We start from the raw sequence: 22,613 nt of genomic DNA, 5'->3' as shown, positions 1-22,613 counted from the left end.
GTTTTTAAGAATAGCGCTTCCCGGCCAGAGCGCAAGGCCTACAGCGCTTTGTTTTTCGCCTGGCGCATCATTTGCGGATAAAACTGCCAGAAGCGGGTCTCCAGGGCGGCATAGTGGGCATCGAGATCGTGCCATGAATCACGTAGCGCATCGAGTTTAGGCCGGCGGCTGGCCATGCCGTTCAGCACGCGCTGGATAAACGCCATCTCGCCATAGCGCTCAAGCCAGCGTTCCGACCACAGGTGCTCGTTCAGGGTAATAAAGCGCGCCGGAGCCTGGGGCAGAATAGTGATGACCTGCTCATGGGCATAGCGAACAAAATCGGGCAGGGCGATATCGGGCGAAATTTGCGCCCAGTGGCGGGAGAGAAAGTGATCCCACATCACGTCAAGGGTGATTGGCGCGACCCGGCGCGTCTCGGGACGAAACCACTCGCGGGCCTCTTTCACCTGCGGCAGATTGTCGGTCATCACGTCGATGCGGCGATGCAGATGAATACCGTCAACAATGGCGGCCGGATAGTCCTGCTGCGGGTTGCCGCGCACAAAATCGGCCAGCAGATTGCCCGACAGCGAGCTGTCGGCGAGGTGTGCGAGATGCAGGTGAGCGAGAAAATTCATTGTTAAACGTTTATCCAGAGGGGTAAGGGTTGCAGGGACGACGCCCCGGCACTAGACTACCCGCCTCATTATTAAGCCCAGAGTCACAGTCATGCGCGTTGCCGATTTCTCCTTTGAACTACCTGAATCCCTGATTGCCCACTATCCACAAGCCGAGCGTAGCAGCTGTCGCTTGCTGTCGCTGGACGGGCCGACGGGCGCGCTGACGCACGGTACTTTCACCGATTTGCTCGACAAGCTCAACCCTGGCGATCTGCTGGTCTTTAACAACACCCGCGTGATCCCGGCGCGCCTGTTTGGCCGTAAAGCCAGCGGCGGCAAGATTGAAGTGCTGGTCGAGCGTATGCTGGATGATAAACGTATTCTGGCACATATTCGCGCCTCTAAAGCGCCGAAGCCGGGCGCCGAGCTGCTGCTGGGCGACGACGAGAGCATTAAAGCGACGATGGTCGCGCGCCACGACGCGCTGTTTGAAGTCGAGTTCGACGACGAGCGTAGCGTGCTGGATATTCTGAATGCGATCGGCCACATGCCGCTGCCGCCGTACATCGATCGTCCGGACGAAGATGCCGACCGCGAGCTGTATCAGACCGTGTATAGCGAAAAGCCTGGTGCGGTTGCGGCACCGACGGCGGGTCTGCACTTTGACGAACCGCTGCTGGCGAAACTGCGCGAGAAAGGCATCGAAATGGCCTTTGTGACCCTGCACGTGGGCGCAGGTACTTTCCAGCCGGTGCGCGTGGACAGCATTGAAGATCACATCATGCACTCCGAATACGCCGAAGTGCCGCAAGAGGTGGTTGACGCCGTGCTGGCGGCGAAAGCGCGCGGCAACCGCGTGATTGCGGTCGGCACCACCTCCGTACGCTCGCTGGAAAGCGCGGCGCAGGCGGCAAAAGATGAACTGATTGCCCCGTTCTTTGGCGATACGCAGATCTTTATTTTCCCGGGCTATCAATACCAGGTGATTGATGCGCTGGTCACCAACTTCCACCTGCCGGAATCGACGTTGATTATGCTGGTTTCCGCTTTTGCCGGCTATCAGCACACCATGAATGCCTATAAGGCTGCTGTAGAACAAAAATATCGCTTTTTTAGTTACGGCGACGCCATGTTTATCACGTACAATCCGCAGGCTATTTCTGAGCGTGTCGGGGAATAAATCCGCGACATGAGTATTTAAAACGTCGGACTGTTTTTCTGACGCAGGAGTTAAGATGAAATTTGAACTGGACACCACAGACGGTCGCGCTCGCCGCGGCCGCCTGGTTTTTGATCGTGGCGTAGTGGAAACGCCAGCTTTTATGCCTGTCGGTACCTACGGCACCGTGAAAGGCATGACGCCGGAAGAAGTTGAAGCCACCGGCGCGCAGATTATTCTCGGCAACACGTTCCACCTGTGGCTGCGCCCGGGTCAGGAAATCATGAAGCTGCACGGCGACCTGCACGATTTCATGCAGTGGAAAGGACCGATTCTCACCGATTCCGGCGGTTTCCAGGTCTTCAGCCTGGGCGATATCCGTAAGATCACCGAGCAGGGCGTACACTTCCGCAACCCGATCAATGGCGATCCGATTTTCCTCGATCCGGAAAAATCCATGGAGATTCAGTACGATCTCGGATCCGATATCGTGATGATCTTCGACGAATGTACACCGTACCCGGCGGACTGGGACTACGCGAAGCGCTCCATGGAGATGTCGCTGCGCTGGGCAAAACGCAGCCGCGACCGCTTTGATGGCCTCGGTAATAAAAATGCGCTGTTTGGCATCATTCAGGGTAGCGTTTACGAAGATTTACGCGATATCTCTGTTAAAGGTCTGGTAGAGATAGGCTTTGATGGCTACGCTGTCGGCGGTTTGGCGGTCGGTGAGCCGAAAGAAGACATGCACCGCATCCTGGAGCACGTTTGCCCGCAGATCCCTGCTGACAAACCGCGCTACCTGATGGGCGTTGGCAAACCGGAAGATCTGGTTGAAGGCGTACGTCGTGGTATCGACATGTTTGACTGCGTTATGCCAACGCGTAACGCCCGTAATGGTCATCTGTTCGTGACCGACGGCGTGGTAAAAATCCGCAATGCTAAGCATAAAAGCGACACGAGCCCGCTCGACGCTGAGTGTGATTGCTACACCTGTCGCAATTATTCGCGTGCATACTTGCATCATCTTGACCGTTGCAACGAAATATTGGGCGCGCGCCTCAATACCATTCATAATCTTCGCTACTATCAGCGCTTAATGGCTGGTTTACGCAAGGCTATTGAAGAGGGTAAATTAGAGAGCTTCGTGACCGATTTTTACCAACGTCAGGGGCGACCCGTTCCACCTTTGAACGTTGATTAATTTTAATAATGAGGGAAATTTAATGAGCTTTTTTATTTCTGATGCGGTAGCGGCAACAGGTGCTCCGGCGCAGGGCAGCCCGATGTCTCTGATTCTGATGCTGGTGGTATTTGGTCTGATTTTCTACTTCATGATCCTGCGTCCACAGCAAAAGCGCACCAAAGAGCACAAGAACCTGATGAACTCCATCGCAAAAGGCGATGAAGTCCTGACCAACGGTGGCCTGGTCGGTCGTGTAACCAAAGTAGCGGAAACTGGCTACATTGCTATCGCGCTGAACGACACCACTGAAGTGGTTATCAAACGTGACTTCGTAGCTGCCGTTCTGCCGAAAGGCACCATGAAGGCGCTGTAATATTCCGTTTTCCCAAAGGGAACTGCCGTGTTAAACCGTTATCCTTTGTGGAAGTATGTCATGCTGATCGTCGTGATTGTCGTCGGTCTGCTGTATGCGCTTCCCAACCTGTATGGTGAGGATCCGGCCGTTCAAATCACTGGCGTGCGCGGCGTCGCCGCCAGTGAGCAAACGCTGATCCAGGTCCAGAAAACGTTACAAGAAGAAAAAATTACCGCTAAGTCTGTGGCACTGGAAGAGGGCGCTATTCTTGCGCGCTTCGACACCACCGACATCCAGTTGCGCGCGCGTGAAGCGCTGATGGGCGTGCTGGGTGACAAATATGTCGTGGCGCTTAACCTTGCTCCGGCAACACCGCGCTGGCTGGCTGCGATTAAAGCAGAGCCAATGAAGCTCGGTCTTGACCTGCGTGGCGGCGTTCACTTCCTGATGGAAGTGGATATGGACACCGCGTTGGGCAAATTGCAGGAACAAAATATCGACAGTCTGCGCAGCGATCTGCGTGAGAAAAACATTCCGTATTCCAACGTACGCAAAGAAGATAACTATGGTCTGAGCATCACGTTCCGCGATGCTAACGCGCGCGATCAGGCTATCGCTTATCTGACCCCGCGTCACCGCGATATGGTTATCACCAGCCAGGGCAGCACGGCGCTGCGCGCGGTTATGACCGACGCACGTCTGAGTGAAGCACGCGAATATGCGGTTCAGCAGAACATCAACATTCTGCGTAACCGTGTTAACCAACTGGGCGTGGCTGAGCCGGTGGTTCAACGCCAGGGCGCTGACCGCATCGTGGTTGAGCTGCCGGGTATCCAGGATACCGCTCGCGCGAAAGAAATTCTCGGCGCGACGGCGACCCTGGAATTCCGTCTGGTGAACACCAACGTCGATCAGGCTGCCGCTGCTTCTGGCCGTATTCCTGGGGACTCTGAGGTGAAAAACACGCGTGAAGGTCAGCCGGTTGTGCTGTACAAACGTGTGATTTTGACCGGTGACCATATCACCGACTCCACTTCCAGCCAGGATGAATACAACCAGCCGCAGGTGAACATCTCGCTGGATAGCGCGGGTGGCAACATCATGTCTAACTTCACCAAGGACAATATCGGCAAGCCGATGGCGACCCTGTTTGTGGAGTACAAAGACAGCGGTAAGAAAGACGCGAACGGTCGTGCGGTGCTGGTGAAACAGGAAGAGGTGATTAACATCGCCAATATCCAGTCTCGTCTGGGTAACAGCTTCCGTATTACCGGTATTGGCAACCCGAACGAAGCACGTCAGCTGTCGCTGCTGCTGCGCGCGGGTGCGTTGATTGCGCCAATTCAGATCGTCGAAGAACGTACCATTGGTCCAACCTTGGGTATGCAGAACATCAAGCAGGGCCTGGAAGCGTGTCTGGCCGGTCTGGTGGTGTCTATCCTGTTCATGATCTTCTTCTATAAGAAGTTCGGCCTGATTGCGACCAGCGCGCTGATTGCAAACCTGGTGCTGATTGTCGGCATTATGTCGCTGCTTCCGGGCGCGACGTTGAGTATGCCGGGGATTGCGGGGATTGTGTTAACCCTTGCGGTGGCGGTCGATGCGAACGTTCTGATCAACGAACGTATCAAAGAAGAGTTGAGCAACGGGCGTTCGGTGCAGCAGGCGATCAACGAAGGCTATGCCGGCGCGTTTAGCTCCATCTTTGATGCGAACATTACGACGCTGATTAAAGTCCTGATCCTGTATGCCGTCGGTACCGGGGCCATTAAAGGGTTCGCAATTACTACCGGTATCGGTGTAGCGACGTCGATGTTTACCGCGATTGTCGGTACGCGTGCCATCGTAAACCTGTTGTATGGCGGCAAACGCATCAACAAGCTGTCAATCTGAGGAGTGCGTTGTGGCACAGGAATATACTGTTGAACAATTGAACCACGGCCGTAAAGTCTGGGACTTTATGCGCTGGGACTACTGGGCTTTCGGCATTTCAGGTTTTCTGCTGATCGCGGCCATCGTGATTATGGGCGTGCGCGGGTTTAACTGGGGTCTCGATTTCACCGGTGGTACGGTCATTGAGATTACGCTGGAAAAACCGGCGGATATGGACGTGATGCGCGATGCGCTGGAGAAAGCGGGCTTTGTTGACCCGCTGCTGCAGAACTTCGGCAGCAGCCACGACATTATGGTACGTATGCCGCCGACTGAAGGCGCAGACGGCGGGCAGGTACTGGGTAGTAAGGTGCTGAGTGTGATTAACGAATCCACCAACCAGAACGCCGCTGTGAAACGTATCGAATTCGTGGGGCCAAGCGTGGGGGCCGATTTGGCGCAAACCGGTGCGATGGCGCTGCTGGTGGCGCTGATCTCCATCCTGGTGTACGTTGGTTTCCGCTTTGAGTGGCGACTGGCGGCGGGCGTGGTTATTGCGCTGGCGCACGACGTGATCATCACCTTAGGGATTCTGTCGTTGTTCCATATCGAGATTGACCTGACGATCGTCGCGTCGTTGATGTCGGTCATCGGTTACTCGCTCAACGATAGTATCGTGGTATCGGACCGTATTCGTGAAAACTTCCGCAAAATTCGTCGCGGGACGCCTTACGAAATCTTTAACGTGTCGCTGACCCAGACGCTGCACCGTACGTTGATTACCTCCGGTACGACGTTAGTGGTTATTCTGATGCTGTACCTCTTCGGTGGTCCGGTACTGGAAGGCTTCTCGCTGACGATGCTGATCGGTGTCTCCATCGGTACCGCTTCGTCTATCTACGTGGCATCGGCGCTGGCGCTGAAGCTGGGTATGAAGCGCGAGCACATGTTGCAGCAGAAGGTTGAGAAGGAAGGGGCGGATCAGCCGTCCATTCTGCCGTAAGCTGACGCTATCAGGTGCTGATAAAAGCCGTAACGCCGTAGGGTGTTGCGGCTTTTTTATTGCGCCTTTAGACTGGGACATTCCCTTACTTTTATTACTACATACCGGGTTATTATGGCTATCATCCCTAAAAACTACGTGCGGCTGGAAAGCGGCTACCGTGAAAAAGCGCTGAAACTGTTTCCGTGGGTCTGCGGGCGTTGCTCGCGTGAGTTCGTCTACTCCAACCTGCGTGAACTGACGGTCCATCATATGGATCACGACCATACCAATAACCCGGAAGACGGTAGCAACTGGGAGTTGCTGTGCCTGTTTTGCCACGATCACGAGCACTCAAAATATACCGAGGCGGACCAATATGGTTCGACGGTGGTTGCCGGGGAAGATGCACAGAAAGACGTCGGTGAAGCGACCTATAACCCGTTTGCTGACCTGAAAGCGATGCTGAATAAAAAGAAATAAGCGCTGGGCGCTTGTAACGCATACATCGTCACTAGAATCCCGATCGCAAGGTCGGGATTTTTTCGTTTTAAAGTCATGCGGATAACAGCGAGAGGCGTAGAATTAGCGACAAGCCGGGTTTACCCGGTGAGGCGCAATGTTGCGGGGGCTTGATCCCCGGTGGCCTTGTCGCTGGAAAGAGAAAACCCCCGCACATTGTTCGGTATACACCGGCAACATAACGGGGGCTAACTTGACCCTAGACAAGTTGAGGATAGCCGCGAACCGTTGCCATTGCAACCAAGGCGGCACGATGACGCTCACGGAGTTGAGTATGGCTTTCTGGCATGACCTGGCAGCACCAACGCTGGTCGGTATTGCAACAAGCCTGTTTTTAGGCTGGTGGCATAACAGGAAGTAATGCGTAGTGGGCGCGACTCACCGCTGCATGGCAGCATGCGCCCGAAACGGGCCAGAGGGTGACCTCTGGCCTTTTTTGCGAATTTAAAGAGACATTGCTTCGGTCATCAGCACTGGCTGTATCTGGTCCTCTTCAAAAACCATTTTATCCAGGCATAACATTCGATGGCCGGCCTCACTGTCTCCAGGAATACGTCGATGGTAGGCAATGAGCCATTCATCGTTATCGTTAAGCGCAATACAGCTATGGTGGCCCGGACCGTCTGCCAGAGCCTGCGCCGCAAGGATAGTTCTTTTCGGGCCATTAAAGGTAAAGGGAGAATTGCTATCGGCGGTGACGACTCGATAGCTGCCGTCCGTCCAGTTACCTTCTGACCACATAAAATGGTAGCGCCCGCGACGCTTAATCATACAGGGGGCTTCAACGTAACCAGGAATAATGATTTCGCGGAACATCTCGCCGTTATCAAAGGGGATGAAGCCGTTCATTTGTGAATTCATCTGCGCAACGTTACAGTGCCGCCAGCCGCCGTAGTAGAGATAAATTTTGCCATCGTCATCGGTAAAGAGATGGGCGTCGATGGGCTGTGCGCCATGAATAAAACGGCCAACTAACGGCTTTTCCAGTAACGCGCGGAACGGGCCTGCCGGAGTATCAGCGACGGCGATTTCAAGCCCTCCTTCCTCTTCATCACTTTGGATGTCGTTTGAGGCGAATATTAAGAAATACTTTCCGTCTTTTTCGACGATCGTCGGTGCCCAGACCGCGCGCCAGATCCACGGAAAATCGTCCATCTGGATGATGCCTTCATGCTTTTGCCAGTGAACGAGATCGGGGGAAGAAAAGGCGTCAATGTTGCGCTGCATCTGATAGTCGGTGATGGAGCGAGTGACGTATATCCAGTACTGATTTTCATAGAAGCGAATTTCCGGGTCGGCATACCAGCCGTCAACCAGAGGATTTTTAACAATAACAGGCATAGACTATTCCTTGTTGGAAATCAGTTTGCTTATAGACAGGCCGCAGTAGTCCAGCACCAGCTCGCAGAACATGGCATTGGCCCATGAGAACCAGGGGCGGGTAAAGCGAGCGGGATTGTCGGGATCGAACGATTCATGCATTAATCCGCTCCCCGCGTCGGTTGCCGTCATCATCTGGATCATGGCGAGTTTTTCCGCCGGATCGCGGGCGGTGAGCCCCTGTACCGCCAGCGCAATCGGCCAGATGAATCCTGTAGGCGTATGTGGGCTGCCAACACCCTGCGCGAAACGTCCGCGGTGAAAATAGGGGTTATCGCCGCTGAGAATAAACCTTCGGGTATTCAGATAGCGCGGATGCTCGTTGGCGATCGCGCCCAGCAGCGGCAGTGAAAGCAGGGAAGGCACGTTCGCATCGTCCATCAACAGGTAATGCCCGGCGCCGTCCGTTTCATAGCAATAGATTTCACCGTAATCAGGATGATGAACGACCGCGTGTTTTTCTATCCCCTCCTCAATGGCTGATCTCAACGCGGTGGCCCGACGTTCGAGGCGGCGATTGTTCAGTACTTCGCGTGCAATCTCCGCCAGGTAATCCAGCACGACCGAGGCGAAAAAATTAGCGGGCACCAGATACCCCCAGTCGCAAGCATCGTCACTGGGGCGAAAACCGGACCAGGTCATGCCGGTATAGCTGACCGGCGCGCCTTTTCCTTCATAGCCCAGAGTGTCCGTTGGGGCCGGCGGGTGTGGGCGCTCAAAGCGGTAGGGGGAGCGGCTATGATGGTGCTGCTCGATTTCCCATTGATTGAGAACCAGCGAGCAGGCGCGGGTAAAGGTGTCCGTAAAGTGGCTCGTTATCCCGGTGATTTTCCAGAATAGCCATGCAAGCTGTAGCGGATAACACAGCGAGTCTACCTCGTATTTACGTTCCCAGATCTGCGGCTGCATGTGGGTTAGATCGCTCTGATGGCCCGTTGAATCCGGATAGCGATTGAAGGCGTTGGCATAAGGATCGAGAGTAATAAAGTGCATCTGTTGCTGGATTACGCCAGCAATCATTGCCTGCAGTTCCGGGTGTTGCTGACAGAAAAGCAGGTAGGGGCGCATCTGGCAGGCGGAGTCCCGCAGCCACATCGCCGGAATATCGCCAGTGATGACAAACACGCCGCGATCGCCGCGCTGTAGCGTGGTATCAAGCGTGTTCGTCAGGGCATGCCTGAGCGTTGCTGCAATGGTGTTGCTGCCCATCTGCTGGCGCACCTGCTCGCAGCATTGCTGAATAAACTCCCGATTTTCAATATTCATGGCTGAGTTGTTCCCTGTGAGGGCAGGCGTGGACATGCCTGTTCATGGCGATCGAACAAGTGGCAGCGGTGTGCTGGCAGCTGCAAATGAATCATGCTGCCACGAGGGTGATGATGGTAACCATTGAGTTTACAGGTCAGTTCGCCCTCCAGATAAAGGCAGGTCGCATCGCCGAGCTGCTCGATAAACTGGATACGGCGTTGCAGGAGATTCTCCTCATTGCCGTCTGCCGGCAGCAGATGCTCCGGACGGATACCGACTGTGACGTTTTCACTAACTGAAAGCTGCCCGCCGTCAACGTTAATAGCCAGTATTTCTCCGCTTTCCAGCCTGACACTCACCGAGTCTGCGCGAACTTTGACGACCTGGGCCGCTAAAAAATTCATCTGCGGTGAGCCGATAAAGCTGGCGGTAAACTTGTTTCTCGGCTGTTCGTAGAGCTCCATTGGCGAGCCAATCTGTGCGACGCTACCGTACCGGTTTACGCTATCACCGCTGTTGAGCAGCACGATTTTGTCCGCCAGGGTCATGGCTTCAATCTGGTCATGGGTGACGTAGACCGTGGCGACATTTTCAAAATCGCGGTGCAGACGGCCAATTTCGAGACGCATTTGCGCGCGTAGCCCGGCGTCAAGGTTGGAGAGCGGTTCGTCAAACAGGAAGGCGCCGGGCTTGCGGACAATAGCGCGGCCAATCGCTACGCGCTGGCGTTGTCCGCCGGAAAGCGCGGCGGGACGGCGAGTCAGGAGCGCTTCCAGTTGCAGTGATTTCGCCGCCGCCGCGACCTGGCGTTTCACCTCGTCTTCCGGCATCTTCGCCATTTTTAACGCGAAGCCCATGTTTTCTTCCACCGTCATATGCGGGTAGAGCGCATAGTTCTGGAATACCATGGCGATACCTCGTTCAGAAGAAGGCACTTCGGTCATGCGTTTATCGTCGATGTATAACTCACCGGCGGAGATCTCTTCCAGCCCGGCGATCATCCTCAATAGCGTGGATTTTCCGCAGCCGGAAGGCCCAACAATGACGCAGAATTCGCCCTGTTGGATGGTTAGATTGATGTTATTGATGACTACTTGTTTTGCCGAATAGGCTTTGTAGACGGACTCCAGTCTTATTGTTGCCATGGTTTTGTCCTTACGCTACGTCAGTCTGTTTTTCACGGCCGTCCAGCCACGGAAACTGCGCGATACGCAACCGCGCGCAGCCGTATGGAACCAGCAGCACCGAGGACTGCACGCTCAGGGCGGCGTGCGCCGGGCTGTTGGGCATCGGCCCCGCGGAATTATCGACGACCTTCCATGTCGGCAAACGGTAAGCGCTAAGGCGAAGCTTGATCGGCGCGGACTTCAGCGCGAACGGCTGCTCTCCGGAAGCATGAAGCTGTAGCTCACGGACGACGGCGCCCTGATGAGGATGAATATCCAGCGCGTAGTTCCACTCTTTCTTCGGCTGCAATTCCCAGTCACCGCTGGGCGAGCCGCCAGGGATAGGCCGCCAGATTTCACCGGGCGTCAGCGCCATCAGCAGCGGGCCGTAGTAAACGCTAACGGCGTTATGAATACGTCTTTCCGTGCGAACCTGGCGTTCAAAGGTCAGGGTGACAACATCACCGGCCCGCCATTCACGGGTGAGCGCAAAATAGCCTTTGCCATCGCCATAGCTCAGGGGTTCGCCGTTTACCGTAATGGCTGAGCCGGTACTCCATTGGGGAATACGTAGCCACAGCGTCTTGTCGCCCGTCGGCGCATGATTTACGGTAAAGGTCAGATCGGTGTTGAACGGATAGTCGGTCTGCACGCAGACGTCCCATGCGTCGGTAGTGACGCGGCAAGGTGCGTAGACCATACTGGCGAGGTTGTTCGCTTCATCCTGCATAAACAGGCTATTGCAAAATTTTGGCCAGCCCTGATGGAAGTTAGCGGTGCAGCAGCCAAAGTTCGGCTCCAGGCCGAAGATGTTGCAGTCATCGCCGCTGTAGGTCCAGTTACGGGGCGCGATGCTGGCAGCAATCTGGTTAGGTTGCTGGTGGTACTGATGCGACATCATATCGGCGCTGACGCCAGCTGGAAGGGCGTTGAAAGCGACACGCTCCAGCCGTTCGGCCAGTTGCGCATCACCATAAATGCGCAGCATATTTTCCAGCGAGAACATCAGTTCAACGATAGCGCAAAGCTCAACACCCTGCTCCGGGGCCGTGCCCGCCAGAAATTCATCACCGGAAAATATTCCCTGCGGCTGGCCGTGATAGATGTCCAGCTCGGCGAAGCAGCGCTTAATTTCCTCCAGGCGCAGACGCTGCTGCTGTGTGTCGTCCTGCATGGCGGAATATTTCATCCCCATGGCGACGTTAACCACATGAGTGAGGTGAGAGAAGTAGGTCACCGGGCCGGTAGGAAGCCGATGGAGAATAAAATCAGGCCAGTTATCCCCTTGTGCTAACAACACTTTCGCCAGCTGAGGGAGCAAGTCATCTTCTGGTAGCTGTTTCCACGCCCACAGCACTGACAGCACATTGTCGGCGGCGCGCGCTTTGCCCCAGTCGCTCAGGGGACGTGTGGGCAAATGCCGAAGTTGATAGTGGCAATAGCGCTGGATAAAGGGCAGTACGCGAGCGTCACCAGTGGCGTCGGCGTACTGGGTTAGTACCTTCAGCGCCACCATTCTCGGCCACCAGTCGACGTTGTTTTGTGGGCCAAACCAGCCGTCGTTATCCTGGCTATTCAGCATCCACTCTACCCATTTCTGGCTCTGTTCGATCAGCGACCGATCCTGCAGGCAATAGGCGAGCGGCAGCAAGCCATCGAGGTAGTAGGGCCCGCGTTCCCAGCTTTCACCGCTGCCGCCAAGCCAGCCGCTGTTCGCGCCGACATCCGGCCAGATATCCTCCAGTTGCCCGGATAGCCCTTGGGCCTGAAGCGTCAGCTGGCGCTTCAGCCAGCCTTGAGGAAGGATTTTTCCGGGAGGGATAAATGATAGCGTGCCCGGAATAGCTGAGACAGTACTTAACTTCATGCGAAATATCCTTTTAAAGTAGAGGGCGTGAGCCATTAACCTTTCGTCGCACCGCTGGTTAAACCACTGACATAATGCTTTTGTAGAAACAGAAAAATAAGAATGCACGGTAGCATTGCAAATACGGTACAGGATTGGAGTAATCCCCAATCGACGGTGCCGTATTTACCGGCGCTGGTCATCAGCAATAAAATGGGCATGGTGTAATTATCGGAGTCGGTCATAAATATTAGCGCGACGAGAAATTCATTCCATGCGGCAATAAAGGTCGTCACGATAACGGTAACAATCCCCGGTGAAACCATCCGCGGCATGACCCGAAAGAGAATTTTTAACGGCGAGCAACCGTCCAGCTCTGCGGCTTCATCAATTTCTTTTGGGATGCTGTCAAACGTGTTACGCATCATAAAGATACTGAACGGTAGCTGGAAGGTGATATAGACCAATACCAGACCGAAAATATTATTTTGCAGACCCATTTTGGTAATGATGATAAACAGCGGCGTCAGGATCGGCTGCGAGGGAATCATCATGGTTAATAAGATCAGCACAAAGAAAACATTTTTCCCCCGGAAGGTAAATCGGGAAAAACCATACCCGGCCAGCGTCGACAGAATGACCGTACCGATAACCGTCAGAAAGGAGACAATACCCGATAGCATAATCGCCCGGGACATATTGTCATTAGAAAATAACATCTTATTGAAGTTATCAAGCGTGAAAATTGAGGGCCACCACTTGGGCGGCATCAATACTAAATCGGCTGCGGGTTTTAGTGACGCCAGCGCAACGCACAGCAGCGGATAGAGAAAGACGATAAGTAAACAGCCGTGAATAGCGTAAAAGAAAAACGTCACCAGCCCGTTTTGTTTTCTCTTGATGTGTAAGACGACATCTCCGTTCATTCTATGCCCGTCCTTCTTTGTCGCGTAATAACCAGATTTGCAGAACACTAATCACCATCAGAATAAACAGCTGAATAATGGAGAGCGCAGCGCCGTAGCCCAGGCGGCCATTAATAAATGAGTTGTTATAGATGTAGAACACGCTGGTTATGGTTTGATCCATTGGCCCGCCGTTAGTGATGATGTAGAACTGATCGAAAGCCAGCAGCGATCCGGAGACGGAGAGAATCAGCGTCAGCATAAAGGTCCGCCGCATTAACGGCAGGGTGATATAGCGTAACCGTCGCCAGCCAACGGCGCCGTCGACCTGTGCAGCTTGGTAGATATCTTTGCTGATGCCCTGCAGGCCAACCAGTAGCAGGATCATATTGAAGCCCAGCGTCTTCCAGAGCACCATGCTCACGACGACCATAAAGCCCTGGCTTAGTGAGTCCTGATACATAATTGGCGAATCAACCAGGTGCAATGAGACAGCAAGGTGGTTGAGTAGGCCAAAGCGAACATCCAGCAGCCACTTCCACAAAATACTGGCTGTGCCAAATCCAATGACCGTGGGTAAAAAATAGACGCTGCGAAAGAGGGAAACGCCCGGTTTATGACTATCTTTTACCAGCGAGGCGAGAATCATCGAAAAGATGAAAATAAGCGGAGTCATAATGATCGCATAGATAAACGTAAACTTCAGGGCATGCCAGAAGACATCATCCTGGAGAATATTCGTGTAATTAATCCATCCAATGAATTTTGTTTTGCCAAACATCGGCCATTTAAAAAATGACATCCATGCGGTCATGATTAATGGTGTAATGAAAAAGAACACCACAATGACCAGTACGGGGAGGATGAATAAAAAACCTAAATATCCCTTTCGGTTATTTTTCCTGAATACCGGCAATGCTGTCTGGTGAGTAAACTGCACTTGCGGTTGTTGAGTTTTAGCAAACATTCCAGATGCCTCAGTCAACATTCTGCCAACCGCCATTACGGCAGAATGTTTAATTAATGTATTCATTCAGACAGTAAGCTCGCTTACTCTTCCGACATTTTTATAATCTGATTCATTTTCTGATCCGCTGTTTTCAGGGCTTCATCAATTTTCCCTTCAAAAACGGCTTTCTGGATCATGGTTAGATAAGGACTATTGATGGCATTGAAGGTCTCATTGTAGGGGACCAGAAAAGGGGTATGCCCTTTTGCCAGCGCTTTGTTGGCCAGAAGATATTTGGGGTCCTGCTGGCTATAGGGGTTATCGCTGGCGTCCATACGCGTGGGCACGTAGCCGTTCTTTGCCATCAACTCAATTTGCGTCTGTTTGGATAGCGTCCAGTTAATGAAATCGATAGCGGCCTGTTGATGCTTGCTTCCCACCGGTAGAGCAAAAGCATCGCCGCCGGTAAAGGAAGCCCAATTGCCTTTTTCCTCGCCAGGGAAATAGGTGACGCCATAGTCGAGGTTAGGGTAATTATCTTTAAAGACTTTAAAGGTAAAAGCGCCGGAGCCCACCATCGCCACTTTTCCTGAACTGAACGCGTCGTTAAGTGCGGAGTCGGTGCGGGAGAGCGGCGACATGAGCCCATCTTTGTACAAATTGTGGAAGAAGGTGAGCGTTCGTTTATTGTTTTCAGAGTTGACCACGGACTTTTGACCATCGGCAGAAATAATATCCCCGCCGTTCGCCCAAAAGTAGGGGGTGAAGGTAAAGGCGAGTCCGCCGGAGCTGGTTCCTGGAATGGCGAAGCCATAATAATCTTTGCCCAGCGCACGGATTTTTTCTGAATATTCGCGCAGTTCTCCCAGCGTTTCTGGTGGACGATTGGGATCTAATCCGGCTTCGCGGAAAAGCGTCTTGTTATAAAAAAGCAGGGAGGATTCCGCAGCAAAAGGGACGGCGTAAAATTTACCGTTGTAGCTGCCGATGGCCTTTAGCGCGTCGCTCAACTGGCTCACGTAATCCATCGTGCCGATTTTATCCGTGAGATCGATGAGCTGCTCGGAGCGGTTAAGTTCTGGAAAGTAGACCAGATCAATTGATACCAGGTCAGGGGGATTGTTCACGGCGACCGCTGCGCTCAGTTTTGTCAGCATCTGAATATTCGGAATTTCATTCAGTTTTACCGTGATCTTATCCTGGGATTTATTAAACTCATTGACCAGCATGGGCAGCGATGATTGCTCACTGCGGCCCCAAAAATTAACCACTTCTTTGGCCTGAAGCGCGCAGCTAAACATGATGCTGAAAGCGCATATTGAAACGGTGGAAATAATTTTTCTCGAAACCATAAACACCTCATGATGTTAGTGATGTAAGCGCTTACATAAATCCCGTAGAGATATTTCCAACGGGATTTAGGGCATAAGGTATTGATTTAGATTATTCCTGCGACATCTTAATAATCTGCTTAAACTTCTGATCGGCCGTTTTAAGGGCGTTATCAATATCCCCCTCGAATACCGATTTCTGTATTAAGGTCAGAAAAGGACTGCTGGGAGCGCTAATGGCTTCGTTAAATGCGGGGAGGTAGACGGAGCGGCCTTTTGCCAGGGCTTTTGTCGCTAGCAGAAAACGGCTGTCCTCGCGATTGTAGCGGTTATCGCTGGCATCGATGCGGGTGGGAACAAAGCCATTCTTCGCCAGTAGCTCAATCTGGGTCTCTTTTGACATCGCCCAGTCGATAAAGGCGATGGCCTCCTTCTGGTGTTTGCTGCCCAGCGGAATCGCCAGCGCGTCGCCGCCCGCGAACGAGGCCCAATCGCCTTTTTTCTCTCCAGGATAGTAGCCTACGCCGTATTCAAGGTTGGGATAGTTATCGTTGAAAACCTTAAAGGTAAACGCGCCAGTGCCAACCATGCCGATTTTGCCTGTGGCAAATCCGTCGTTAAGTGAACTGTCTGCTTTGGAGAGTGGGGACATTAAGCCGTCTTTGTACATCTGGTGGAAGAATGCCAGCGTCCTTTTATTACTCTCGGAAATGACAATCGATTCGGCGCCTTCTTTGGCAAACAGGTCTCCGCCGTTGGCCCACATATAAGGGAGGAATGTAAAGGCCAGGCAACCGGAGCAGGTGCCGGGAATAGCAAAGCCGTAGTATCCGTCGCCTAACTGGGTGATTTTTTCGGCGTATTCGCGTAATTCCTGTAGCGTTTCTGGCGGTCTTTCCGGATCCAGTCCGGCGAGGCGGAAAATCTTTTTGTTGTAAAACAGAAGCGATGATTCAGCAGAGAAAGGAATGCCGTACAGCCGCTCTTTATAAACCCCGATGGTTTTCAGCGAACCGCTAAGCTGCTTCACGTAATCTCGATTGCCAAGAATGTCGGTGAGGTCAGTGAGCTGTTCCGCGCCATTAAGCTGGGGAAGAAAGGAGACATCGAGTGAAACAAGGTCTGGTGAGCTGTCGGCGGCAATAGAAGCGCTGAGCTTGGTCATCATCGACTCGCCGGGAATCATATTTAGCTTAATGTCAACTTTATCCTGCGACTTGTTGTAAGCATCAACCAGCAGTTCCAGTGATGTTTGATTCGAGCGGCCCCAGAAGGTAATGGTCTCTCTGGCTTGCGCTAATCCACTGAGTGATGTGGATATAATACAGGCAGCCACGGTGGTATGTATAAATTTAGACAACATAAACACCTCATTCTTATTAATTTTGAGAATAACGACAACTTGATTCTCCGCGTTGTAAAAAACAGGGGACGGCAATTTTCCCCCTGAGATCGTGTCCATCTATTTTCTTTATTAAGCATTGGCCGGCGACGCGGCCTAATTCCGTCAGGCAAAAATCAATACTGCTTAGTTTCGGGCGACATAATTCGGTAATAACCTGCCAGTTATCAAAGCCGATCACGGCGACATTATCAGGAACTGATTTCCCATATTCATAGAGCGCCTGTAAAACACCGTGTCCAATTAAATCATTGCCAGCAATAACACCGTCAATTTCAGGGTGCCGCGCAAGAATAGATTGCATTGCACGATAACCATGTGCTGATGTCCAGGAACCATATTCAGGCGCTCTGACGATCAACCCCTCTTTGCTCATCTCCTGTCGGTAGCCCTCATGGCGCTGCTGCACCGCCAGATAATATGCCGGACCGGCGATCTGCACGATATTCTGGCTGCCCTGGTCGATTAAATGACGACAGGCCAGAGCGCCAGCGCCGAAATCGTCAGGCAGAACGCAGAGTTCGTTGTCATCGTCGACGTTGGTATAGACATACACCACCGGCGTATCGTGTTTCTTTAACGGCAGCGGATCGCGGGTATCCGTTTTGGCTGCGGTGACGATAATACCGTCGACGCGCTTTGCCAGCAGTAAATCAACGTGTCGCTTTAATTCCTGAGGCGAACCGCTGGCGTTACAAAGAAATACCGAAATCTGCGCTTCAAGTAAGGCATTCTCAATACCCTTTAAAACAGGTAAGCTGAAGCGTCCGTAATCATCTGTTGATAACAAGCCGATGGTATATGTTTTCTTTTGATGCAGTGCACGTGCAATTTCATTAGGCCTGTAATCGAATTCATTAATAACGGATAAAACTCTTTCTTTTGTTATGTGACTGATTGAACCTGTGCTGTTTATTACTTTCGATACGGTGCTAATACTCACTCCGGCAGCGTGAGCAATGTCTTTAATTGTGAGTTTTTTTCTGTCGTTATGCGTTATGGTCATGCTCTTTCCGTATTTGTAGACGGGTTTAGTATATGGAGAGAGAAAACGTTTTCCCATTTGCATTAATGTGGATTGATAAATAGATCACAAGCTGGTGATGTTGTTTGAATAAAAGCGTGATCGGATATGCGTTTGAGTGGTTTTTATATATTAAGGGCGTGAATTTAATTCATTAAATGTATTTATTTTAATTTGTTTTGTATTTATGAGGGATATATAAAAGCGAAGTAATATTATTGACCGAGCGTGCGTGGAAAAACTTACCGCACAGCATAGCTGTGCGGTAAGGCAAAACTTAGAAGTTGTAACCCACAACCAGGTAGCCACCCCAACCGGTCGATTGACCGTTGAAATCGCCTTCGCCCCAGTTCATTTTCGAACCACCTTGCCACTGGCCGCCGTTATGGAAGTAACGGGCAACGACAGAGTAGTGCCAGTGATCGTAGTTCAGCGCCAGAATGTGGCTGGAGGCGATGGAGTTGCTGGTGCGGTTTGGTTCGTCGCCGAGATCTGAACCCCAGTCGAAGTTGGTGAAACCGATGTAGCTCAGCTTACCGCCCCACAGATCGCTGATTGGCACAAAGTATTTCACTTTGAAGCGGTAGCCATCCCACTCGTTTTCGTTCGCGGCACCGTAGTTCTGCCACTGATATTTCGCATACACGTTCAGAGACAGGCCCATCGGCAGGCCGGTATCGATATCGGTACCCAGACCCATATACCAGGTGCTCTGGCGGCTGGCTTTGTTGTCACCCATATCGTAGATGTAGTTGTTCGCGAAGTACCACTCTTTGAACGGGCCGAAGCTCAGGTCTGCGCCGGTCAGCTTATCAATAGAGAAGCGTGGTTCGATTTCCATAAACATCGGGGAACCGTCAGACCAGACGCCTTTATCGTTACCGTTACCCCAGTCGAAGGTCTTCGGAATATCGATGTAGCCATAGAAGTCTAACCAATCTTTCTTCGCAAACGCTTCATACTCGAGGTAGACGTCATTGTTCAGCTTCGGAGAGAAGCGGGTGTGATAGCTGCCTACCACGTTTACGCTCTGGTGCCACCAGTCAGAGACATACTGCGGCTGAGAGTCGCCTGCTGCGTTAGCAGTGAAAGATGCGGAGAGCGCCAGCGCGGCACCGGCTGCCAGTAATGTTTTTTTCATATTTATGCCACTAATAAAAAAATTCGAAAGAGAGTGATTTTTATCACCGAAGTTTTTCTAAATGTTTCGTGTTTCTGCGAGCCTATTATATGAATCCTTGCTCACGAAAATCAGTCACACTTCACACATTTTTCAAACGCGTAATCGATTGCGTTCACGTTTGCGTAGTTTAGACGCGGCGATTGTACTGATGGGGTGAATTATTGCAAATGTTTACATACAGGAAATGTGGTCAATAGAGGGAGCATAGGGGGAAGGGCGGCACTGCATGTCACAGTGCCGATTAGCGAGATTACTGCGCGTTGGCGGGCTGAACGTCGTGGATGCGGACAAAGCCCAGTTGCTCCGGCGTGACGCCGTTAAGCTGCAGCGGAATATCGACGTCGCTTGGCGCCAGCACGCTGGCCGGGGCGGAGAACAGCTGATTTTGCACGTTCACTTCCTGATACTGCTCGGTGGTGCCCTGGATCTGTCCCCATTCCACGGTGCCGGTGAAAGCCGGAAGCGGATCGTTGGACTCACCGGAGATGCGCAACGTAAGCGCCGTCCCTTGAGCGTTGGCGGCAACGTTACGCAATGACATGCGCAACGTGCCTATCTGGCTATTCAGACGGGCAGGGGTATTGGCCCCCGGCAGCAGATACGCGCCCTTCGTCGATTTGGCGTTCAGCGCATTTTGCTGAGTGATTTTCACCGTTTCTTTGTTAAGCTGCGTCATCTCGCTGCTCAGCGCGCTAATGCTTTGATGCATTTGTTTCACTTCTGACTGCTGCGCGCAGGCGCTCAGGCTGACGAGGCTTCCCAGTAGGGCAATTCTTAGGTAACGTCTTGTCATTCTGTCTGTTCCTTCTCTTCGGGATAACGCAATGGTAGCGTGCAATAGAGCTGATGGCATCGATCCATTGTCTCAAAAACATGCCGCCTTTGTTGTCTTCGCAGTTCAGGGTAAAATAGATTTCATTACACTCACCCTCATCGTCAGGACGTCGTATGCACTGCCCATTCTGTTTCGCCGTAGACACTAAAGTGATTGACTCCCGTCTTGTGGGAGAAGGTTCCTCCGTTCGCCGCCGTCGGCAATGCCTGGTGTGCAACGAACGCTTCACGACCTTTGAGGTCGCGGAGCTGGTGATGCCGCGCGTGGTAAAAAGCAATGACGTGCGCGAACCGTTTAATGAAGACAAACTGCGCAGCGGTATGCTGAGAGCGCTGGAAAAGCGCCCGGTGAGCGCCGATGACGTAGAAATGGCGATTAACCATATTAAATCGCACCTGCGCGCCACCGGCGAGCGCGAAGTGCCGAGCAAACTGCTGGGGAATCTGGTGATGGAACAGCTGAAAAAGCTGGATAAAGTTGCCTATATTCGCTTTGCCTCTGTCTACCGCAGCTTTGAAGATATCAAAGAGTTTGGCGAAGAGATCGCCCGCTTACAGGACTAAGCTATGCACGATGAAATGTACATGGCGCGCGCGCTTAAACTGGCGGCGCGCGGGCGCTTTACCACCCATCCCAACCCACGCGTCGGCTGCGTGATTGTCAATCAGGGCGAAATCGTCGGTGAAGGTTTTCACTATCGCGCCGGTGAACCGCACGCCGAAGTGCACGCGCTGCGCATGGCGGGTGAAAAGGCCAAAGGCGCAACGGCCTACGTAACGCTGGAACCGTGCAGCCACCATGGCCGTACGCCGCCGTGCTGCGATGCGTTAATTGCCGCGGGTGTCTCGCGCGTGGTTGCCGCTATGCAGGACCCGAATCCGCAGGTTGCGGGGCGCGGCCTGTATCGTTTACAGCAGGCGGGTATTGAAGTCAGCCATGGGCTGATGATGAGTGAGGCCGAAGCGTTGAACAAAGGCTTCCTCAAGCGGATGCGTACCGGTTTTCCATACGTACAGCTCAAACTCGGAGCATCGCTCGATGGGCGTACGGCAATGGCCAGCGGTGAAAGCCAGTGGATCACCTCGCCACAGGCGCGTCGCGATGTGCAGCGCCTGCGCGCCGAAAGCCACGCTATTTTAACCAGCAGCGCCACGGTGCTGGCCGACGACCCGGCGCTGACCGTGCGCTGGGATGAACTGAGCGCAGAAACACAGGCGAACTACCCGCAGGAAAATCTGCGTCAGCCGCTGCGCATTGTGATTGATAGCGGCAATCGCGTGACGCCGGAGCATCGCATCGTGCATCAGCCGGGCGAAACGCTCTTTGCGCGTACCGAAGACGATACCCGCGTCTGGCCGGAAGGCGTGCAGACGCTGAAAGTGCCGGAGCATAACGGCCATCTCGATCTGGTGCTGCTGATGATGCAACTGGGTAAACAGCAGATTAACAGCATCTGGGTGGAGGCGGGGCCAACGCTTGCCGGCGCGCTGATTCAGGCGGGGCTGGTGGACGAGCTTATCGTCTATATCGCGCCTAAACTGTTAGGAAGTGATGCGCGCGGATTATGTGTGCTGCCGGGGCTTGAGAAACTGGCTGACGCCCCCCATTTCAAATTCAAGGAGATACGCCAGGTTGGGCCGGATGTCTGCCTGCATTTAACGACTGCGTGAGGCTTTCCGAATTAGAGGAAGCAGCGCCCAGAATATTATGATAAAATCCGCCCCCCTGCGGGGCAAATGAACCCAAAGGAAGAGTATGAACATTATTGAAGCTAACGTTGCTACCCCGGACGCTCGCGTCGCCATCACCATCGCGCGTTTCAACAACTTTATCAATGACAGCCTGCTGGAAGGTGCTATCGACGCCCTGAAGCGCATTGGTCAGGTTAAAGATGAAAACATCACCGTTGTTTGGGTTCCAGGTGCTTATGAACTGCCTCTGGCGGCTGGCGCACTGGCGAAAACCGGTAAATACGATGCGGTGATCGCGCTGGGTACGGTTATCCGTGGCGGTACTGCTCACTTCGAATATGTTGCTGGCGGGGCAAGCAATGGCCTGGCGCACGTCGCTCAGGACAGCGAAATCCCGGTAGCCTTTGGTGTTCTGACCACCGAAAGTATTGAACAAGCCATCGAACGCGCTGGCACAAAAGCCGGTAACAAAGGTGCAGAAGCTGCACTGACCGCGCTTGAAATGATTAATGTATTGAAAGCCATCAAGGCCTGATTTTTGTAAGGGGAAATCCGTGAAACCTGCTGCTCGTCGCCGCGCCCGTGAGTGTGCCGTCCAGGCGCTTTACTCCTGGCAGTTGTCCCAGAACGACATCGCCGATGTTGAATACCAGTTCCTGGCGGAACAAGACGTGAAAGACGTTGACGTCCTGTACTTCCGTGAACTGCTGTCCGGGGTGGCGACTAACAGCGCGTACCTCGACGGATTGATGAAGCCATACCTGTCCCGTCTGCTCGACGAGCTGGGCCAGGTGGAAAAAGCCGTACTGCGTATTGCACTGTTTGAACTGTCAAAACGTGACGATGTGCCGTACAAAGTGGCCATCAACGAAGCCATCGAGCTGGCGAAAACCTTCGGCGCTGAAGACAGCCACAAGTTTGTCAACGGCGTGCTGGATAAAGCCGCTCCTGCTATTCGTCCCCACAAAAAGTAAT

Annotated in this window: 23 protein-coding genes; 11 read left to right on the top strand and 12 right to left on the bottom strand. The window is 52.9% G+C overall.

Annotated features, from left to right (window positions below; translation table 11 throughout):
- Positions 1–38 precede the first annotated feature (38 nt).
- Positions 39–620, bottom strand: a complete 582-nt coding sequence (gene acpH, locus ACW14G_RS04365; protein ID WP_064547851.1) for an ACP phosphodiesterase — start codon at positions 618–620, stop codon at positions 39–41.
- 91 nt (positions 621–711) lie between these two features.
- Here acpH and queA point away from each other — a divergent pair, with 91 nt between their 5' ends.
- The 7 genes from queA to ACW14G_RS04330 all read left to right on the top strand — a co-directional run bounded on the left by queA (position 712) and on the right by ACW14G_RS04330 (position 7,039).
- A complete protein-coding gene (gene queA / locus ACW14G_RS04360; RefSeq protein ID WP_202216351.1) occupies positions 712–1,782 on the top strand; it encodes a tRNA preQ1(34) S-adenosylmethionine ribosyltransferase-isomerase QueA in 1,071 nt (356 codons plus the stop codon).
- A gap of 55 nt (positions 1,783–1,837) precedes the next feature.
- On the top strand, positions 1,838–2,965 hold the full coding sequence (tgt, locus tag ACW14G_RS04355) for a tRNA guanosine(34) transglycosylase Tgt (RefSeq protein ID WP_012133574.1): 1,128 nt from the start codon (positions 1,838–1,840) through the stop codon (positions 2,963–2,965).
- 22 nt (positions 2,966–2,987) lie between these two features.
- Positions 2,988–3,320: a preprotein translocase subunit YajC gene (gene yajC, locus ACW14G_RS04350; RefSeq protein WP_002890398.1), complete on the top strand. Its 333-nt coding sequence runs from the start codon at positions 2,988–2,990 to the stop codon at positions 3,318–3,320.
- Between the two features lie 27 nt (positions 3,321–3,347).
- The gene (secD, locus tag ACW14G_RS04345; protein WP_074398825.1) at positions 3,348–5,195 is read left to right on the top strand and encodes a protein translocase subunit SecD; all 1,848 of its coding nucleotides are present in this window, start codon (positions 3,348–3,350) and stop codon (positions 5,193–5,195) included.
- Between the two features lie 10 nt (positions 5,196–5,205).
- Positions 5,206–6,177, top strand: coding sequence for a protein translocase subunit SecF (gene secF / locus ACW14G_RS04340; RefSeq protein ID WP_455648491.1), 972 nt, complete (start codon positions 5,206–5,208; stop codon positions 6,175–6,177).
- 114 nt (positions 6,178–6,291) lie between these two features.
- Complete coding sequence (yajD, locus tag ACW14G_RS04335; RefSeq protein ID WP_035895149.1) at positions 6,292–6,639, top strand: HNH nuclease YajD; 348 nt, start codon at positions 6,292–6,294, stop codon at positions 6,637–6,639.
- Between the two features lie 292 nt (positions 6,640–6,931).
- Entirely contained in the window at positions 6,932–7,039 is a 108-nt protein-coding gene (locus ACW14G_RS04330) for a type I toxin-antitoxin system toxin Ldr family protein (protein ID WP_163445896.1), read from the top strand.
- Positions 7,040–7,122: 83 nt separating this feature from the next.
- On the opposite strand, the gene ACW14G_RS04325 is transcribed toward ACW14G_RS04330, so the two are convergent.
- From ACW14G_RS04325 to ACW14G_RS04275, 11 genes are all read right to left on the bottom strand, one after another.
- Entirely contained in the window at positions 7,123–8,019 is an 897-nt protein-coding gene (locus tag ACW14G_RS04325) for a glycoside hydrolase family 43 protein (RefSeq protein ID WP_249022235.1), read from the bottom strand.
- A gap of 3 nt (positions 8,020–8,022) precedes the next feature.
- On the bottom strand, positions 8,023–9,324 hold the full coding sequence (locus ACW14G_RS04320; protein WP_249022234.1) for a glycoside hydrolase family 125 protein: 1,302 nt from the start codon (positions 9,322–9,324) through the stop codon (positions 8,023–8,025).
- A complete protein-coding gene (locus ACW14G_RS04315; protein ID WP_249022233.1) occupies positions 9,321–10,451 on the bottom strand; it encodes an ABC transporter ATP-binding protein in 1,131 nt (376 codons plus the stop codon). Before ACW14G_RS04315 ends, ACW14G_RS04320 begins: the two co-directional genes overlap by 4 nt.
- A gap of 10 nt (positions 10,452–10,461) precedes the next feature.
- Positions 10,462–12,339, bottom strand: coding sequence for a beta-L-arabinofuranosidase domain-containing protein (locus ACW14G_RS04310; RefSeq protein WP_249022232.1), 1,878 nt, complete (start codon positions 12,337–12,339; stop codon positions 10,462–10,464).
- Between the two features lie 35 nt (positions 12,340–12,374).
- Complete coding sequence (locus tag ACW14G_RS04305) at positions 12,375–13,244, bottom strand: carbohydrate ABC transporter permease (RefSeq protein ID WP_223804026.1); 870 nt, start codon at positions 13,242–13,244, stop codon at positions 12,375–12,377.
- Between the two features lies 1 nt (position 13,245).
- The gene (locus tag ACW14G_RS04300; protein ID WP_249022230.1) at positions 13,246–14,256 is read right to left on the bottom strand and encodes a carbohydrate ABC transporter permease; all 1,011 of its coding nucleotides are present in this window, start codon (positions 14,254–14,256) and stop codon (positions 13,246–13,248) included.
- A 17-nt stretch (positions 14,257–14,273) separates the two neighbouring features.
- A complete protein-coding gene (locus ACW14G_RS04295; protein WP_249022229.1) occupies positions 14,274–15,524 on the bottom strand; it encodes an ABC transporter substrate-binding protein in 1,251 nt (416 codons plus the stop codon).
- Positions 15,525–15,615: 91 nt separating this feature from the next.
- A complete protein-coding gene (locus ACW14G_RS04290; RefSeq protein WP_167576518.1) occupies positions 15,616–16,866 on the bottom strand; it encodes an ABC transporter substrate-binding protein in 1,251 nt (416 codons plus the stop codon).
- A gap of 16 nt (positions 16,867–16,882) precedes the next feature.
- Positions 16,883–17,911 carry a LacI family DNA-binding transcriptional regulator gene (locus ACW14G_RS04285; protein ID WP_249022228.1) on the bottom strand — a complete coding sequence of 343 codons (1,029 nt, stop codon included), beginning with the start codon at positions 17,909–17,911 and terminating at the stop codon, positions 16,883–16,885.
- Positions 17,912–18,206: 295 nt separating this feature from the next.
- Positions 18,207–19,070, bottom strand: coding sequence for a nucleoside-specific channel-forming protein Tsx (locus ACW14G_RS04280; RefSeq protein ID WP_163445906.1), 864 nt, complete (start codon positions 19,068–19,070; stop codon positions 18,207–18,209).
- A gap of 292 nt (positions 19,071–19,362) precedes the next feature.
- Entirely contained in the window at positions 19,363–19,905 is a 543-nt protein-coding gene (locus ACW14G_RS04275) for a SadB/YajI family lipoprotein (protein WP_223804029.1), read from the bottom strand.
- 155 nt (positions 19,906–20,060) lie between these two features.
- Here ACW14G_RS04275 and nrdR point away from each other — a divergent pair, with 155 nt between their 5' ends.
- From nrdR to nusB, 4 genes are all read left to right on the top strand, one after another.
- Complete coding sequence (gene nrdR, locus ACW14G_RS04270) at positions 20,061–20,510, top strand: transcriptional regulator NrdR (protein ID WP_061282153.1); 450 nt, start codon at positions 20,061–20,063, stop codon at positions 20,508–20,510.
- Positions 20,511–20,513: 3 nt separating this feature from the next.
- Positions 20,514–21,617: a bifunctional diaminohydroxyphosphoribosylaminopyrimidine deaminase/5-amino-6-(5-phosphoribosylamino)uracil reductase RibD gene (ribD, locus tag ACW14G_RS04265; RefSeq protein ID WP_249022227.1), complete on the top strand. Its 1,104-nt coding sequence runs from the start codon at positions 20,514–20,516 to the stop codon at positions 21,615–21,617.
- Positions 21,618–21,702: 85 nt separating this feature from the next.
- Positions 21,703–22,173, top strand: coding sequence for a 6,7-dimethyl-8-ribityllumazine synthase (ribH, locus tag ACW14G_RS04260; protein ID WP_001021161.1), 471 nt, complete (start codon positions 21,703–21,705; stop codon positions 22,171–22,173).
- 19 nt (positions 22,174–22,192) lie between these two features.
- On the top strand, positions 22,193–22,612 hold the full coding sequence (nusB, locus tag ACW14G_RS04255) for a transcription antitermination factor NusB (RefSeq protein WP_064547866.1): 420 nt from the start codon (positions 22,193–22,195) through the stop codon (positions 22,610–22,612).
- Position 22,613 lies beyond the last annotated feature (1 nt).

This window comes from Kluyvera sp., from assembly GCF_965301105.1.
The sequence above is the reverse complement of the archived record's forward strand: the minus strand, read 5'-3'. Positions and strand labels throughout refer to the sequence as shown.

What these genes read in the sequence shown, in the direction of transcription:
- ACW14G_RS04330 (WP_163445896.1), top strand. Translation starts at nt 6,932, where the DNA reads ATGACGCTCACGGAGTTGAGTATGGCTTTCTGGCATGACCTGGCAGCA.
- yajC (WP_002890398.1), top strand. Translation starts at nt 2,988, where the DNA reads ATGAGCTTTTTTATTTCTGATGCGGTAGCGGCAACAGGTGCTCCGGCG.
- ribH (WP_001021161.1), top strand. Translation starts at nt 21,703, where the DNA reads ATGAACATTATTGAAGCTAACGTTGCTACCCCGGACGCTCGCGTCGCC.
- ACW14G_RS04320 (WP_249022234.1), bottom strand. Translation starts at nt 9,324, where the DNA reads ATGAATATTGAAAATCGGGAGTTTATTCAGCAATGCTGCGAGCAGGTG.
- ACW14G_RS04275 (WP_223804029.1), bottom strand. Translation starts at nt 19,905, where the DNA reads ATGACAAGACGTTACCTAAGAATTGCCCTACTGGGAAGCCTCGTCAGC.
- ACW14G_RS04295 (WP_249022229.1), bottom strand. Translation starts at nt 15,524, where the DNA reads ATGGTTTCGAGAAAAATTATTTCCACCGTTTCAATATGCGCTTTCAGC.
- yajD (WP_035895149.1), top strand. Translation starts at nt 6,292, where the DNA reads ATGGCTATCATCCCTAAAAACTACGTGCGGCTGGAAAGCGGCTACCGT.
- ACW14G_RS04285 (WP_249022228.1), bottom strand. Translation starts at nt 17,911, where the DNA reads ATGACCATAACGCATAACGACAGAAAAAAACTCACAATTAAAGACATT.
- queA (WP_202216351.1), top strand. Translation starts at nt 712, where the DNA reads ATGCGCGTTGCCGATTTCTCCTTTGAACTACCTGAATCCCTGATTGCC.
- ACW14G_RS04325 (WP_249022235.1), bottom strand. Translation starts at nt 8,019, where the DNA reads ATGCCTGTTATTGTTAAAAATCCTCTGGTTGACGGCTGGTATGCCGAC.
- ACW14G_RS04280 (WP_163445906.1), bottom strand. Translation starts at nt 19,070, where the DNA reads ATGAAAAAAACATTACTGGCAGCCGGTGCCGCGCTGGCGCTCTCCGCA.
- ACW14G_RS04300 (WP_249022230.1), bottom strand. Translation starts at nt 14,256, where the DNA reads ATGAATACATTAATTAAACATTCTGCCGTAATGGCGGTTGGCAGAATG.
- acpH (WP_064547851.1), bottom strand. Translation starts at nt 620, where the DNA reads ATGAATTTTCTCGCTCACCTGCATCTCGCACACCTCGCCGACAGCTCG.
- nrdR (WP_061282153.1), top strand. Translation starts at nt 20,061, where the DNA reads ATGCACTGCCCATTCTGTTTCGCCGTAGACACTAAAGTGATTGACTCC.
- tgt (WP_012133574.1), top strand. Translation starts at nt 1,838, where the DNA reads ATGAAATTTGAACTGGACACCACAGACGGTCGCGCTCGCCGCGGCCGC.
- ACW14G_RS04305 (WP_223804026.1), bottom strand. Translation starts at nt 13,244, where the DNA reads ATGAACGGAGATGTCGTCTTACACATCAAGAGAAAACAAAACGGGCTG.
- ribD (WP_249022227.1), top strand. Translation starts at nt 20,514, where the DNA reads ATGCACGATGAAATGTACATGGCGCGCGCGCTTAAACTGGCGGCGCGC.
- ACW14G_RS04310 (WP_249022232.1), bottom strand. Translation starts at nt 12,339, where the DNA reads ATGAAGTTAAGTACTGTCTCAGCTATTCCGGGCACGCTATCATTTATC.
- ACW14G_RS04315 (WP_249022233.1), bottom strand. Translation starts at nt 10,451, where the DNA reads ATGGCAACAATAAGACTGGAGTCCGTCTACAAAGCCTATTCGGCAAAA.
- ACW14G_RS04290 (WP_167576518.1), bottom strand. Translation starts at nt 16,866, where the DNA reads ATGTTGTCTAAATTTATACATACCACCGTGGCTGCCTGTATTATATCC.